At 68.1% G+C, this 14,224-nt stretch carries 9 protein-coding genes and 1 pseudogene; 3 read left to right on the top strand and 7 right to left on the bottom strand.

What is annotated here, in order from left to right; genetic code table 11:
* Nucleotides 1-147 precede the first annotated feature (147 nt).
* Nucleotides 148-771 (top strand): RNA 2'-phosphotransferase, encoded by a 624-nt coding sequence (locus tag WMF19_RS11345; RefSeq protein ID WP_437899098.1) that lies wholly within the window; start codon nucleotides 148-150, stop codon nucleotides 769-771.
* 82 nt (nucleotides 772-853) lie between these two features.
* Here WMF19_RS11345 and WMF19_RS11340 read toward each other — a convergent pair.
* Nucleotides 854-979, bottom strand: a pseudogene (locus WMF19_RS11340) (GFA family protein); the annotation flags it as partial.
* A gap of 553 nt (nucleotides 980-1,532) precedes the next feature.
* Here WMF19_RS11340 and WMF19_RS11335 point away from each other — a divergent pair.
* Both WMF19_RS11335 and WMF19_RS11330 read left to right on the top strand, forming a co-directional pair.
* On the top strand, nucleotides 1,533-4,289 hold the full coding sequence (locus tag WMF19_RS11335; protein ID WP_437899097.1) for a PKD domain-containing protein: 2,757 nt from the start codon (nucleotides 1,533-1,535) through the stop codon (nucleotides 4,287-4,289).
* A 98-nt stretch (nucleotides 4,290-4,387) separates the two neighbouring features.
* On the top strand, nucleotides 4,388-4,780 hold the full coding sequence (locus WMF19_RS11330; protein WP_437899096.1) for a hypothetical protein: 393 nt from the start codon (nucleotides 4,388-4,390) through the stop codon (nucleotides 4,778-4,780).
* Nucleotides 4,781-4,962: 182 nt separating this feature from the next.
* Here WMF19_RS11330 and WMF19_RS11325 read toward each other — a convergent pair whose 3' ends face one another.
* The 6 genes from WMF19_RS11325 to WMF19_RS11300 all read right to left on the bottom strand — a co-directional run bounded on the left by WMF19_RS11325 (nucleotide 4,963) and on the right by WMF19_RS11300 (nucleotide 14,067).
* Complete coding sequence (locus WMF19_RS11325) at nucleotides 4,963-6,441, bottom strand: hypothetical protein (RefSeq protein WP_437899095.1); 1,479 nt, start codon at nucleotides 6,439-6,441, stop codon at nucleotides 4,963-4,965.
* Between the two features lie 27 nt (nucleotides 6,442-6,468).
* Entirely contained in the window at nucleotides 6,469-7,551 is a 1,083-nt protein-coding gene (locus WMF19_RS11320; RefSeq protein WP_437899094.1) for a hypothetical protein, read from the bottom strand.
* A gap of 66 nt (nucleotides 7,552-7,617) precedes the next feature.
* Complete coding sequence (locus tag WMF19_RS11315) at nucleotides 7,618-7,929, bottom strand: hypothetical protein (RefSeq protein WP_437899093.1); 312 nt, start codon at nucleotides 7,927-7,929, stop codon at nucleotides 7,618-7,620.
* A 23-nt stretch (nucleotides 7,930-7,952) separates the two neighbouring features.
* The gene (locus WMF19_RS11310; RefSeq protein ID WP_437899092.1) at nucleotides 7,953-9,842 is read right to left on the bottom strand and encodes an ATP-binding protein; all 1,890 of its coding nucleotides are present in this window, start codon (nucleotides 9,840-9,842) and stop codon (nucleotides 7,953-7,955) included.
* A gap of 161 nt (nucleotides 9,843-10,003) precedes the next feature.
* Entirely contained in the window at nucleotides 10,004-11,278 is a 1,275-nt protein-coding gene (gene ltrA / locus WMF19_RS11305) for a group II intron reverse transcriptase/maturase (protein ID WP_437894755.1), read from the bottom strand.
* Nucleotides 11,279-11,715: 437 nt separating this feature from the next.
* Nucleotides 11,716-14,067: a protein kinase domain-containing protein gene (locus tag WMF19_RS11300; RefSeq protein WP_437899091.1), complete on the bottom strand. Its 2,352-nt coding sequence runs from the start codon at nucleotides 14,065-14,067 to the stop codon at nucleotides 11,716-11,718.
* Nucleotides 14,068-14,224 lie beyond the last annotated feature (157 nt).

The following is a 14,224-nucleotide window of genomic DNA, read 5'->3' as shown; positions in this document are numbered from 1 at the left end:
ATGATAGCCGGGCGTCTATTCTTTCTCTCGCCGATTCCCTTCACGGTTTCGGTCCCGGTCCCGTCCAGGGACCTTCCGGAGGCCTCTGCCTGCCCGCGCGGATCGCGGGCCGCGGCTCCGGTTCACGAGACGAGAATGGAGCTTGAGATGGGCCGCGATCGCTTGACCGACATGAGCAAGAAGCTCTCCTGGCTGCTCCGCCACGCGGCGCCCGCGCAGGGCGTCGCCATGGACGACGCCGGCTGGGTGGCCGTGGACGATGTCCTCAAGGCGCTCCGGATCTCCCGGTCGGTGCTCGACGAGGTGGTGGAGAACAACACGAAGAACCGCCTCGAGATCCGCGGCGACCGGATTCGCGCCTCGCAAGGGCACTCGCGCGACGGGATGCCGGTGACGCTCGCGGGCCTCGAGGCGTCGTGGGAGGAGGTCCACGGCGACGCGTCGATCTGGCACGGCACGAGCGTGGACGCCGTGAGCGGCATCGCGCGCGAGGGGATCCGGCCGACGGCGCGCACGCACGTCCACTGCACCGACGCGCTGGGCAGCGCGGTGGGCAAGCGCGCGAAGGTCGACGTGATGCTCGAGATCAGCCCCGCGAGGCTCCGGGCGCGCAGCGTGCGCGTCTTCCGCAGCCAGAACGGGGTGATCCTGGTGCGGGAGGTGCCGGTCGAGTGCCTCGTGGGACTCTTGCCGATCGCCGCGCGGGCGCAGCGGGAGGCCGAGGCGCTGCGGGCGATGCTCTTCGGCGAGGGGTCGCGCGGGGCGGCGTGATGGCCTTGTCCCGCAAGGGATTGAGCCGCGCGTGGGAGTTGCCCAGGGCAACCCGTACCGGTGACGAACATCCGGCCAAGCGTTATCGCATGTGCTCGATGTCTCGCGGCATGGTCACCCAGCTGTGCATTCGCTCCTCGTAGACCGAGAATGTCGGCGCAGGAAAGCTTGGGTCAGCGAAGGCGCCAACCGGAATGGCGATGCTCTCCTCGTGCCCGGCCATGACGGGAGGCGCTGCTGCGTTACGTGCTGCGACCCCCGATCGCAAAGGAGCGCGTCGAGCCGCAGCAGGACGGCCTGGTGCGGCTCTTGGCGCGCAAGCGCATCGGACCGCGCCCTGCGAAGCCAGAAGAGCCTACGAAGGCGGACGATGACGCCGCTCCGATACGCAAGCGTGGCGGCTATCGAGTGGTCGACAAACCGCGCCGAGCTCTTGCGCCGCACATTGCGATCGATGTCCTCGAGTGCACAGCTTGCAAGGGGCGGATGAAGCTCGTGCTCGACCGCTCGGGGCATAAGTGAGTCCTGGCCCCTGAAGCGTTCCCAGGTTGGACGCAAGTCCTCCACGCCCGCCTTCGTGCGCGCTCGCGGCCGCTTCACCCGAAACGCGGGATTATTGGGCCGACGGTCGATTCCGTCGATGTGAGGCTCGCGTGCACGCAGCGAGCGGCGCGAGCCGCATTGGCATCAGAGAATCCATGATTCCCAACTCGATACGTCCTCTTGCGGTTTGTGCCCATGTTCCGATTCTCCTGGCGACCATGTTCGCGGCCTGCGCGGACGGCGACGCGCGCCCCGACCCGGTCCAGTCGATCCAGTTGAAGGCGACGTCGGTGCCGAACGGATTCTCGTTCCAGACCGTGCTCTCGGGACTCGAATTGCCCACGATGGTGCGGTTCTCTCCCGACGGGCGCGTCTTCGTTTCCGAGAAGAGCGGCAGGGTCAAGGTCTTCGATTCGCTCACGGATACGAGCCCGACGCTGCTCATCGATCTGTCCACCCAGGTCTACGACTACTGGGATCGCGGCCTCCTCGGAATGGCGCTGCACCCGAGCTTTCCGACCCAGCCCTATCTCTACCTGCTCTACGCGACCGACATCGTTCCCTACGGAGACACGTGTCCCGATCCGCCCGGCGCGACGAACGACGGATGCATGGCGAACGGGGCGCTCGTCCGGATCACGGTCGGCACGGACAACACGGTGCTAGAGACGAGGGATCTCCTCCGCGGAAATTGGTGCCAACAGTTCCCCTCGCATTCGATCGGCTCACTCGAATTCGGCGCGGACGGCGCGCTCTACGTCAGCGCGGGCGATGGAGCGAGCTTCAACTTTACGGACTACGGACAAGCCGGCGGAGATCCGAAGAGCCCGACGCCCCTCAATCCCTGCAACGATCCCCCTCTCGAGGGTGGGGCGCTCCGAAGCCAGGATCTGCAGACCACGTCCGCCTCCGACCCGGTGACGTTCGACGGCGCCATCCTACGGATCGATCCGCTCAGCGGCGAGCCGCTCCCGGGGAATCCGCTCCTCGGAGGCGATGCGCGTGACGATCGGATCGTGGCCTATGGGCTGCGCAATCCGTTTCGAGTCACGACGAGGCCTGACACGTCTGAGCTCTGGATCGGCGACGTCGGCTGGGAGACTTGGGAGGAGATCAATCGCGTCCCCGATCCCACTGCGTTCCCGATCCGGAACTTCGGCTGGCCGTGCTACGAGGGCACGGGTCGCAACCCGAGCTACGATAGCGCGGACCTGCCGATCTGCGAGAACCTCTACAGTACCACGGGCGCGGTGACGCCTCCGCACTTCACGTATCAGCACGGCGTTCCGCTCGAGAGCTGCCCGGAGACTCCCGGGTCAACCTCCGCCATCACCGGGCTCGCGTTCTACGCGGGAGGGAACTACCCGGTCAGCTATCAGGGTGGGCTGTTCTTCGCCGACTTTGCCCGCGCATGCGTATGGGTGATGCTCCCGGGTACCGATGGCCTTCCGTCGCCTTCGAATATCTCCCTTTTCGCGAAGGACGAACCAGCCGTCGCCCTCGTGCGCGGTCCCGGTGGCGACATCTTCACCGTCGACCACAACGGCGGCACCATCCGACGGATCGTCTTCGCTGGCGCCGGCAACGCTCCGCCGACTGCCGTTGCGCAAGCCACGCCGACGCGGGGGAGCGCGCCGCTCGCCGTCACCTTCGACGGGCGCAGCTCTTTCGACCCCGATGGCGATACCCTCTCGTATAGTTGGGATCTCGACGGGGATGGTCAGCTGGACGATGCGTTCACGTCGATGGCATCGTTCACGTACAGCACGCCGGGCACATACGTCGCCACGCTCGGCGTGTCGGATGGCCGCGGCGGCACGGCGACGAATTCGGTCACGATCGCGGTCGCCAACGACGCGCCGTCGGCGACGATCATCACGCCGGCCGTGGGGACGACGTGGGGCGTGGGTGACACCATCAACTTCTCCGGGCAGGGGACGGATCCCCAACAAGACCCGTTCCCGACGTCGTCGATGCGGTGGGTGCTCGACCTCCGTCACTGCTCGCCGGACCAGCCGACCGACTGCCACACGCATCGGCTCCAGGAGTTCGTCGGTGTTCCCTCGGGGAGCTTCGTGACGCCCGATCATGAATATCCGTCGCACCTCGACCTCACCCTCACGGTGAGGGATGCGCTCGGCCTGAGCGATTCGGAGACGCTGTCGCTTTACCCGCGCACGATCGATCTCTTCTTCGACACCCAACCTCCGGGGTTCGCCCTCGTCGTCGGCAGCGCGCAGAAGAACGCGCCCTTCACGCGAACGTTCATCGAAGACTCCATGACGACGATCGCAGCGCCGACGCCGCAATCCTTCGGCGGAGCGACGTACGACTTCGAGTCGTGGTCCGACCGCGGCGCGCGGTTACACACGATCACGGCCTCCGCTGTGGGCACCCTCGCCGCGACGTTCGATGGTCGGCCCGTCGCGGTCGCGACGGCGACGCCAAGCTCGGGGCAGGTTCCGCTCACCGTCTCGTTCTCGGCGGCGGGCTCGAGCGATCCGGACTCCGATTCCCTGAGCTACGCGTGGGATCTCGACGGCGACGGCCAATTCGACGACGCGACGGGCATCACAGCCTCGTGGACGTATTCGGTCGCCGGCACCCACATCGCGAGCGTTCGGGTCACGGACGGAAGGGTCGGGGTCGCCATTGCGACCGCGACCGTAGCCGTCTCCGAGGCACCAGCGAATACACCGCCTGTCGCGGCCCTCGACGCCAGCCCGACCTCGGGCCTTGCTCCGTTGACCGTCAACTTCTCGGCGGGGCGATCCTTCGATGCCGACGGCGACGCGCTCACCTACAGCTGGGATCTGGACGGCGACGGGGTGTTCGGCGATGCCTCGGGAATCTCGCCCACGTGGACGTATTCGAATCCTGGGGCTCGGCTGGTGACGCTGCGCGTCTCCGATGGGCGCGCCGGGACGAGCGCGGCAACTGCGAAGATCCGCGTGCGGGGAGGCGGTTCGCATTGAACGCCTCGTTCAGACCGCAGGCGTCGAAAGACGCCGTGTGGTCAGAGGAATACCCTGCGCGCGCATGGCCTGATCTTCAATCACGAAAGGATCGAACGATGAATCTCAAGTCGTTGGTCATTGCTGGTGTGTTCGCTGCTTCCAACCTGTTCGCGCTGGCGTCGAAGGCGGAGGGCCAGCCCTTCGCAAGGGTAAACTCCCACCCGGTCCCTGGTTCGACCGTGAGCGTCGGCGGCGGGGGCGTCCTGGAAGAGGACGGAACCGCGCACGGCGTCATCGCCCCGTCGATCGAGGGCGATCTCTTCATCGCCCTCCTCGACTCCTGGACGCTCGTCGACGACACAACGGTCGAGATCTGCTACACCCTTCATTGGATCGGCTATAGCGGTGGCATTCCCGACATCGACCTGTGTCAGGAGTACGTCCTCAACACGTGCAACCTGAACGATGACGGGGACGCCTACATCTGCGTGGATGAGGTCGGGCCTTGATCCGGTTCGGCTCGCGGAGGGCGCGGCGGCGTCGTGTCGATATCGTCCACGGTGAACATGACGCGCAGGTAGCCGAGGGGCTCATGCCGATCACGGCGCGGGCGCAGCGGGAGGCCGAGGCGCTGCGAGCCCTGATCCTCGGGGGGTGAGGGCGGCGCTGGCGTGCGCGCTCCTCCCGCAGCTCAGCGCCCCCCTGTCAGCCTCGCTGGCTCCTCGGCTCCGCACTTGCTGCTGACGCCGAGCAGCTCGCAATACCTGTCGCCTATCCACCGCTTCTCTTTGTCCTCGCAATTGCATAGCGATAGGGTGGGCACAAAACTGAAGTCTTGCGCCTTCACCGCACGATGGCAGCCCAGGCAGCTCGACCGCCTCGCCACAGGCGCGATGTCGCACGGCCCTCGCGAGGCGGCCCCGCCCGGCGCGCTCGATCCCACGATATAGGTCTCGATCACCGAATTCCTCAGCGTCGCCGGCTCGGGCTTCGACCCGCTGTGCGGCTTGTACTGCACGCCGATGAGCTGGTAATGCTGGAGCACGGTATCGTTCGACTTCAACCAATCGCGCGCCTGCGCGTTGAGCTTCTGCACTTCCGGCGGGATGGGGTCGACCCGCGTGATCTGCGTTCTGCACACCGTGGAGCCGTTCACATGCACCTGCTTGCTCGTGTTGGGACGGCACGTCGACGCGTCACACCTGGGATCGTTGAACGAGGGCCCGCTGGGCGCCTCGGCAGGCGTCAGGTTGTCCACATGCTCGAACGTGGACCAGATCCAGTCCCCGTAGGGCTTGGATTTTTGCATGATGTGAAAGCCGATCAGGCCCAGGCGGATCTTGCCGTCCCCGGCTCCCGGGCCCGACGGCCGCGGCGAGGCGAGCCTCTGGAGGAACCGACCGCTCTTGCTCTCCGCGTCGGACAGCCGCTTCCAGGCGAGCTTGATCGCCATCGTGCCGACGAAGTCGAAGGTATCCGCTCCGGAGTCTGGGCCCCGGGCCTTGCACTGGCCCGTCCTGAAGTCGATATAAGCGGCATTCGCCGTAGGCTGAGCAGACGCCTCGGCCTCCACCGCATTCATGAGCGTCTCGTGCCACCTGTCGTCCAGCCTGACTTCGTAGAGCACCGTTTGCCCGTTCTGATCGTACACGACCCGGTGCGGCTCGGAGGCCTCGCCCGCGCCCCGCCGGAGCGAGTCCGTCAGGCAATCGCCATGGCAACTCCATCCCAGCGGGTCGTCCAGCTCCGGCGAGTCGTCGTCGGGATCATCGTTCAGACTCCTGTAAATCTGCTCTGGCGTGTACCAGCTATTCCAGCGGGGATAGACGCCCCGAGCGTTCAGCCGGTTGAGCTCGCGCTCGGCCGTCCAGCCGCCGGGATAGGGGACCCGTCCAGGCCAGTTGAGCGCGATGAACAGGCGCCAGGCGAAGAGCTCCATTCCTCGACGCTCCTGGCCGGGATCCTCGCTCCACGGCGAGACGCAGTACCATGTGGCGGGCAGGTTGATGAGCTCGTAGCCGCTCACGAAGGGGAACCCTGGTGCTTCTCCCACGGCCGCCCCGGGGCCCTTGACGCCGGGGGTGAGGCTGCCCCCACGTCCGCTCGCCGTCAGGCACGCGCTCCCGGCGAGCAGGGTGAACAGTGCACCTACGATCGCGATCGTGCGCATGTAAAACCTCTGTCTCTGCGTCTATCGTCAGAACACCGAAAGAACCGGCGCGAAGCCAAGATACCCCTTGGCGCCGAGGCCTTGCCCCGCATGAAGCGTGATCTTGACGTCGAGCCAGCGATGAATACGGGCCTCGGTCGAGACCGAAGGGCTCGACTCGCGGGCGCTCCCCGGCCAGGCCTGCAGCGCGCGCCGCTTGTCGGGGGCACAGAGCCCGTGCTCCTCGAGCAGCTCCAGCAGCGCGCGCCGCTCGGGGTCCAGGCGCGCCGGGTGGTCCAGCTGAAGCTGCGAGAAGGCGACAGCGACGTAGGGCAGGAGCGCGTGGTCGAGCGCGAGATCGAAGTAGACGGTGTCGTCCGCCGTCTCCTGGGTCGAGAAGGTGCTCACGAGCTGCTCCAGCGAGTCGAGCGGACCGGGCCAGCCGAGATCCTTCAAATAACCCACCAGCTGCGCCCTGGGGACGGCGCCGTAGAGCTTGATCGTCGCCGGCTCTCTGGCCAGCATGAACGATACGTGGATGATGCGACCAGAGAGCGGGAGGCCCCTGAAGCAAGCCTTCATCACGCTCCGGTTGCTCGCGGACAGCACCCCCTCGAAGGCTCGGGGGAGCGCAGGCGCCAGGAGATCCAGGCAGCTCTCGTAGGAATCCTGAGGGTCCCAGGCAGCCGAAGAGCTCTCCGTGGTCAGGTACCCAGGGTCGACGCAGACGCAGAGCGACGGGGACTGCCGCGCCGCCGGGCGCGTATTCACGTGGTCGAACTCGAGCCACAGGAAGGGCATCCTGCTGGGCCCTCCGTGGGCGAGCGTCGACCAGCGGCGGATGACGTCCCAGGTGAACTGCCAGGCCGGGTCGCGCGTGAGCTCGTCCGGCGGCTGGTCGGCCGCGGCGCGGATGCTCCGCAGGGCGTCGTCGTCGCGGGAAGGGGCCACGCAGGCCAGGAAATCGACCTGTTCCTGCCCCGCCGGGAGGCGGCACTCGATGTAGTACGAAGAGAACAGGTCGGGGAGCCGCGCCGTGAGCGCGCCGATGCTGGACTTCACGGCGTGGTCGACACACGCGCTGGGGATCCTCGGCGCGACCAGCTCGCTGATGTCATGACTGGACCACATATTGGCTCCGAATCCGTCCCATGGTCAGGTGTCACGGCGCTCGAGAGACGCACGCTGCGGCGAGGGTCACCAGATCGGCGGGGTCGGCGATACGAGCTCCTCGACCAGGAGCTTCTGGCAGAGCGCCTTGAGCGCGCGCTCGTAATCCGCGGGGCTCGTGCTCACCTTGGCGACCTTCACCACCTCGGTGGCCACGGCGCTCCCCCTCGGGATACCGAACTGGCTCTCCATCGTGGCCAGCATGTCTTCGTGGAAACGCGCGCGTATCCTGGCGTCGTTCTTCACCCAGTACATCAGGGAGAGCAGCCCTTTCGGCTTCTTGCCAGCGCCGGCCACCATCTCTTCGCGCCTGGCATCACCATGATTCGAATCGCTCACGATAGACCTCCATCCTGTCAGAATCATTCCATCGGAGAGACGAGCTCTCCGGAGAGCTCGTCGAGCATCGCCTTGGCCGACCTCAGGTGCGAGGTGTCGAACCCCTCCGTGAACCAGCTGTAAGGTCCGACCAACAGCTGTCGAGCGGCGGCGCCTCTCCCCTGACGATGCCAGAGGCGCGCCAGGCTGAGCGCGGCGCGCAGCTCCAGCGATCTGGAGTGATGGCGGCGAGCGCTCTCGACGGCCTTGAGCAGGGACTCCTCGGCCCGGTCCGCGCCCGCCGCGGTCGGGTCCGCGCGCAGGATCAGGTCGCCACGGAGGCGATGAAGCTCGGCTTCGTAGAGGAGGCTCTGGGTCTTGACCGCTTGATCGAGGGCGTCGTCGACGGTCGCCAGCGCTTCTTCAACCTGGCCGAGCTCCCCGAGCGCCTCGGCCAGCCCTACCGAGAACTCGGGGTAGCCGCAGCGCTCGCCCGTATCCCGTATCCTCTGGAGCCCAGCGCGGATGTCCTCGACGCCGCGGGCCGCCTGCCCCTCCAGGCAGAGGGCCCGGCCTCGGAGGAAGATGCTCGCGGCGTGCCACAGAGGAAACCCTTTGTCCTCGGTGATCGCGAGGAGCGACGGGATCTCCTCGAGCACCGCGCCGCCTTCACCGCGCAGCGCGGCGATCTGGAGGGCGCGAAACAGGCTATGTACATAGCTGTGCACGTGCCCCCGCGCTTTGGTCTGGGCGACCGCGGTGCGCGCCTTCTGGATCGCCTGATCCGGATAGCCAAGAAACCAGAGGGTCATGGCCAGGTACGCCATGCTCGCCGTCCCGGGATCATAGGAGTAGATGGCCGTCAGGGGGCCGTGCGCAGCGGCGTCGTAGAACGACATGGCTCGCTCCAGGTGCTCCTGCGCGGTCTGGAGCTCGCCCCGCCACATGTGATTTCCTCCGTGCAGCAGGTGGGCGGGCACGAGGAGCGCCGGATCACGCTCCTTCTCGGCGACGCTCAGGGCGCGCACCGAGAGCTGGACAGCTGTCTCGAGCTGCGCCCGTACGCAGTTGAACGCGCTGAGCCCCCAGATGACCGGGAAGTTTTGCCTGGAGTCGCCGAGCTCGTCGCACAGCTCACGCGCCCTCTCGTACGCCGCGCCCACCGCCGGCGCGCCGTAGCCATGGGCCCCCATGAGGGCCACCGACAAGGAGAGCCGCAGTCCGAGCTCCTTGGCGGCGCGGGCCGGCGTGTCCGGCTGGGTCGCGAGCAGCTCGAGCGCGCGCTCGAAATGCCGGATCGGCTCCAGGCTGGCGGATTGCTGGAGGGCCTTCTGCCCTGCTTGGCTCCAGTACGGGATCGCTTGCTCGACGAGCTCGGCCTCGGTGTAGTGATGAGCGACCAGCTCCGGATGGTCGGTCGCCCACTGGGGATGGCTCGACTCGAGCACCCCCGCGATCCGCGCGTGGACCTCCCTCCGCATCTCCCGCGGCAGCGACTCGTACGCCGCGTCCCGGACGAGGGCATGCTTGAAGGCCCACCCCGAGGCCTTCATCCGGCGCCTGCGTATCAGGAGCCCGACGTCGACCAGCTGATCCAGGTGCTCCTGCAGCGCGGCGGCGTCGAACGGGCTTATCGCCGACAGCACCTCCACGCTGAACTCCCGCCCCAACGCCGCGGCGAGCTGCGCGGTCTTCTTGGCGCGACCCAGCCGGTCCAGGCGCGCCATCAGGAGATTTCGCAGCGTGCTCGGGATCTCCTCCCGCGCGAGCGGGCGCGCCAGCTGGTACCCTTCGTCCCGCTCGATCAGCACGCCCGACTCGACGAGCATCTCGGTCAGCTCCTCCACGAACAGCGGCACCCCGTCCGTTCGGGTCACGACCTGATCGATCACCTCGGAGGGCAGCGACTTTCCGCCGAGGAGCGCCGTGACCATCTCCGCCACCTGCGCACGCTCCAGGCGGGCCAAGGGGACCTGTTGAACGCCGGAGGTCGAGAACGGGGGGTCGGGTAGGCCGAGGAGAGCGCCCTGAAGGACGCCCTCCCCGGCCCCCCACGGATCCGGACGTGCAGAATTCCCGCATCCGGCTCTTCAGATCATGGATTCGCTGCTCGCGGCGTGTATGGGCGCGCAATACGCGGCTGCTGGAGCGGGTACCGCTCCAGCAGCGCGTGCATCCGGTCCCAGTTCACGCGGGCGCGTTGCGAGCGGCGATCAAGCCACTTGCGCCACGCGCGGGTGACCTCGTGCAGAAAGCGTCGAAGGGCCTCCACGTTCCCGGTGATCCCGAAGTACCCGTAGTGCCCCATGAGCTTCTGCACGAGGGCTTGCTGTTGCGCTCGTAGGTCATCGTGCCGGTGCTTGCGGCACCAGTCGGCAACCCGTCGGAGCGCTCGTCGAAAGCGGTCCTTGGCGGTCGATCGACGTACGATCCACTTCCCGGCGCGTGACTTGCCCCAGTAGTGGGTGAAGCCGAGCAGATCGAAGGTCCCTGGCCGGAGCGGTGCGCCACCGCTCACGAGCGGCGCGCGTCGATCAGGCCGCCGGAACTCGACCAGCCGCGTCTTCTCCGGATGCAGCGTCAGGCCGTACTTGCCGAATCGCTTCGGCAGCACGGCCATCACCCGGCGCGCGTCCTGCTCGTGCTCGAAGAGGAGCACAGCGTCGTCCGCGTAACGGACGACGTGCGCTCGACCCGACAGACGCGGCTTGACCTCTCGGTCAAACCACACGTCGAGCACTTCGTGCAGGTAGATGTTCGCCAAGATCGGCGACACTACCCCGCCCTGCGGGCTGCCCGCGTCCGGGTACATGATGCCCCCGGCCTCGAACACACCCGCAGCGAGCCACTTGTCAACGAGGCGCAGCAGCACCCCGTCGAGCACCCTGCGGCGCAGGATCTCCCGGAGGCGTCTGTGATCCAGCGTGTCGAAGAACTTGCGCACGTCGACGTCGAGGATCCACCCGCCCGCAAGCCGCGTCGTCTGGAGCCAGAGAGCTTGCAGCGCTTGATGCGCGGAGCGACCAGGCCGGAAGCCGTACGAGCCGTCGATGAAGTCTTGCTCGTAGACAGCCTCCAGCATCATCGCCACCGCGCGTTGCAGGACCTTATCCTCGAAGGTTGGAATGCCGATGGGCCGGGTCTCCGTCCCATCGCTCCCCTTCGGGATGTGGACCCGCCGCACGGGCGGCGCGCGGTACGTGCCCGACTTCGCGCGATCAAGCAGCGACCGGAGGTTGTCCTCCAGGTTCGCCGCGTACTGCTTCGCGGTCTGCCGGTCCACGCCCGTCGCGCCGTCCTTGCGCGTGCGCCGGTACGCCTCCTGAAGCCAGGCGAGATCGACGTGATGGGCGAGTGTTGTGAACGCCATGCCGGGCGCCTCCCGCGCCCGCGATGCTATCCGTTCGAGTTTCGTGGAGATGGTGGCGGAGCTCGGTGTCTTCGTCATCTTTCCCTCGAACGGGTCCGTGACCTGGTGCCGCCCTTTGCTCGGCGGGGTCCCTCGGGCCGGTTCCCCCGCGTCACTGCTCGTACTGCGGCACTCCGACTTCCCGACGCCCCCGCTCCGCTCGCTTGCGCTCTGCTCGGCGGTTCCACGTACCGTGGAGGTGTCGGGATCTCCCAGGTTCCTGGGGAACCCTCCCGTGCATGCCCTGCTCTCCGACCTCGGCGGGACCGCTGCACCGGACCATCAGGGCAGTGCCCATCCTTGGGCGCAGCGATGTTGCCTTCCACGTTTTCAACCGCGTCGGCTCCCGCAACAACCATAATTTCGAGGCTCAATCGCACGGCCTGCACGCTCGCTGTCTACGCTTCGCAGCCACGGTCGCCCGTGCACCACGCAAGACTCACTTCCGGCTGGTGGCCCACCTTGGCCGGGCGGGGTTCGAACCCGCTGGGTTCCACCGCGAGGTTTCCGCTCTGGTTCGCTACGTCATCGCTTCCTCCTCGCCCAGGCTTCGCCTGGCGCACTGAAAATTCAGGTCGTGCGGTCATGAACACTGACACCGGTGCTGAAGGAGCCTCGTGGACGAGATGCGTGAGTTGCTCGAGGGTCGTTGTATCGGACCAATGCAAGTCCTCTGCCACCAGCATCAGCGGGCGCTCCTCGGACATACCGAAGAGCAGCAGCAACACGGCGTTCAGGGTCAGCTCCTTCAGCCGCTGGGGAGAGACGTCGAGCGGGGCGTAGGGCGGCGCCATGGGCAGGGAGAAGAGCGGCAGGAAGAGCGGCATCGCGTCTGCCAGCGTGAAGCCGTGGCCCGACAGGAGCGCTTCGAGCCGCGCGATCCGGCCCTCGGGCGAGGGCTCCTGATCGAGGCCCAGCGCGCGCCCGAGCATCTCGACGACGGGGAAGAGCACGCTGTTCTGCGTGTCCGGCGCGCAGCGGAGCTCCAGGAAGGTGTGGGGATCGTTCGCCAGCCTGGCGCGCAGCTCGCGCGCCAGGCGGCTCTTGCCGATGCCGGGCTCCCCCGTGATCAGGGTGCATTGCCCGGCGCCTGCGCGCGTCCGGCGCCAGCGCTCGAGCAGGATCGCCATCTCCTGCTCCCTGCCGAGGAGGGGCGCCCCGCGGCCCTCTTCGTCCGGCGTCGGCCGAGCGCCTCGCTCCGATCGCAGCAGGAACAGCTCGCGGGGCGCGCCGGCCCCGCCTGCGCGGCGCGGCCCCTCGCCGTCGAACGCGAAGGCGCTCCGCAGCAGCCGATGGGCCTCTGCTGAGACGGCCACGGCGCCTGACGGCGCGAGCGCCGCGACGCGCGCGGCCGTGCTCGGCGTCGCGCCCACGTTGAGCCCGACGTCGCGGAGATCCCGGGCGACGAGGACGCCCGTGTGAACCCCGAGCCGCGCGTCGAGCCGCACGCCCCGCTCGGCGAGCCGCGCGCGCTCGGCCTGCGCCTCGGCCGCGATCTCCAGCGCCGCCCGGGCGGCGCGCCGCGCGTCGTCCTCCTCGGCCCGCGGGTAGCCGAAATAGATCAGCATCTGATCGCCGAGCGTGGCGGCCACGTGCCCCCGGTAGCGGCACGCGATCTCGGCGCAGCGCGCGAGCTGCGCGCGCAGCAGCTCGTCGGCTCGCTCCACGTCGAGCGCCTGGGGCGCGTCGACGAGCACCCCGATCGTGCAGCACACCGCCGTGAGCTGCCGCCGCTCCCCGTCGGGCGCGGGCCTGGGCGGAGAGCTGGACCGGGCCACGACGGTGGCCTCGAAGAGGGCGTGCGCCCGCCGCGGGCCCCCGTGGAGGCTGCCACGGAGGGGCGCGCCGCCGCCGACCATCATCTCCCGCGACAGATCGTCGAGCTCGCAGGCTTCGAGCGCGGGGACGAGCGCCGAGGCGCGCGCGTCGCGCGCGTCCACGTTCTTGTCGGTCACGTGGCGGAGCAGCCCGCCCAGCCAGTGCCCAGCGAGGGCAGGCGGGATCGGCACGGGGTCCGGGCTGAACTGCGCGTACAGGATGTCGGCCGGTGAATTCCCGGTGAACACGGGCTTTCCAGTCAGGCACTCCAGGAACACGAGCCCCCACGAGAACAGGTCCATGCGAGGCGTCGGGTCCAGGCCGCGGAGCTGCTCGGGCGCGGCATAACCCACCGTGCCCAGCGCCTCGCCCGTGCCGGTCAGCTGGACCATCTGCTCGGCATCGGAGCCGACGAGCGCGCCGATGCCGAAGTCGAGCACCACCGCGTTGCGGCGCGCGCCCGAGGAGAGCACCATGATATTGCGCGGCTTGAGATCGCGGTGGATGACGCCTTTCGCGTGGGCGCACGCGAGCGCGTCGAGCACCTGCAGCATCAGGTGCCGCGCCTCCCGCGGCGCGAGCGCGCCCTCCCGGGCGAGCACGTCCGCCAGCGTGTCTCCCGGCACGAAGGAGAACACCGTGTAGAGCAGCTGCTCCCCGACCTGCCCGAAGTCGACGAGCTGGACGATGTTGGGGTGGTGGAGCTGCGCGCAGAGCCGCATCTCGCGGATGAACCGCGCGATCCGCCGCTCGATCTGGGCTGCTCCGTCCTGCTCGGGCAGCCGCATGATCTTGAGCGCCACCTCCTGCCCCGTGGTGAGCTGACGCGCCTTGTACACCGCGCCGAAGCCGCCCACCCCGAGCTCCGACAGGAGCTCGTACCGATCGGCGAATGCAGCTCCGCCCGCGAGCAACGACTTGCTTGGATGCATGCCCGCCCCTTCCGTGGTTTGTCGTCCGCGATTCCCGCGCGACGCGACACGGCGCGCAGCGCATCCGCCAACGCCTCACATCGATGAAACCGCCGCGCCTCCTCGGGTGTCAAGGAGCGTCGAGCTCGGCGCGCTGGCCTTTCCTCCCCTCCCGTCC

It is taken from the genome of Sorangium sp. So ce124 (assembly GCF_051525235.1).
Lineage (GTDB): Bacteria > Myxococcota_A > Polyangia > Polyangiales > Polyangiaceae > Sorangium > Sorangium atrum.
The sequence above is the reverse complement of the archived record's forward strand: the minus strand, read 5'-3'. Positions and strand labels throughout refer to the sequence as shown.